Origin of the sequence: Streptomyces murinus (genome assembly GCF_002154555.1) — a bacterium.
In the GTDB taxonomy this organism is placed as follows: domain Bacteria; phylum Actinomycetota; class Actinomycetes; order Streptomycetales; family Streptomycetaceae; genus Streptomyces; species Streptomyces murinus.
In genome coordinates, this window is record NZ_MUNF01000993.1 from 1 (window position 1) to 1,013 (window position 1,013).

Consider the following 1,013-nt stretch of genomic DNA (forward strand, 5'->3'; position numbering starts at 1 on the left):
CGGCGGGCAGCTCGCCCATACGGGAGGCGAACTCGCGCAGCGCCTCCGCCCAGCGGGAGGTCGAGTCGGCGATCAGCACGACGTCGAGGCCCATGTCGCGGAAGTACTCGGCGACCGTCGCACCCGTGTGTACGCTCGCCTCGCGGGCCATCATCGGCATGTTCGAGGTGTTCGCGATCGTCACGGTCCGCTCCGCCAGCCGGCCCCCGCTGCGTGGATCGGTCAGCGCGCCCAGCTCCTCGATGACGTCCGCCATCTCATTGCCGCGCTCGCCGCAGCCGACGTAGACGATCACGTCCGCGTCGCACCACTTGGCGATCTGCTGGAGCAGCATGGTCTTGCCGGTGCCGAAGCCGCCGGGGACGGCGACCGTGCTGCCGCGGGCCACCGGGAAGAGCAGGTCGACGGCCCGCTGGCCGGTGTTCAGCGGCGCCTCGGCCGGCAGCCGCCGCGCGACCGGGCGCGGTCCGCGCACCGGCCAGCGCTGCGCCATCCGCACCTCCCGCCCGCCCACCTCGGCGAGCACCGCGTCCGGGGGATGCTCGCCCGCGGGCGCGATCCACCTCACCTCGCCCGACAGTCCGGGCGGCACCAGCAGCCGCAGCGGAACCCGGCCGCCGATCTCCCCGAGGACCGCACCGGCCACGACTCGGCCGCCCCGCGCCACCCGTGGCGTGAACGGCCAGGCCGCGCGCCCGGGTACGGCGGTCGTGGGGCCGCCCGTGGTGAGCAGATCGCCGCTGTCGGCCAGCGGGCGCAGCAGACCGTCGAAGACCCCGCCGAGCAGGTCCGGCGCGAGGCGTACCGACAACGGCACACCCAGCGGCTCCGCGGGGTGGCCGGGGGCCAGCCCGCCGGTGTACTCGTACGCCTGGACGGTGGCCGTGTCGCCGCGGATGGCGACGACCTCGCCCGGCAGCCGGTCGGCGCCCAGCGCGATCAGATCGTGCATGGCGACCCCGGCGGGACAGCCGACCTCCACGAGCGGGCCGGAGACGCGCAGGATCCGGGAG

The 1,013-nt window shown here is 75.6% G+C and carries 1 pseudogene; it reads right to left on the minus strand.

Annotated features, from left to right (window positions below):
- A pseudogene (locus CCN72_RS37180) lies at nt 1–1,006 on the minus strand (V-type ATP synthase subunit A); the annotation flags it as partial.
- Nucleotides 1,007–1,013 lie beyond the last annotated feature (7 nt).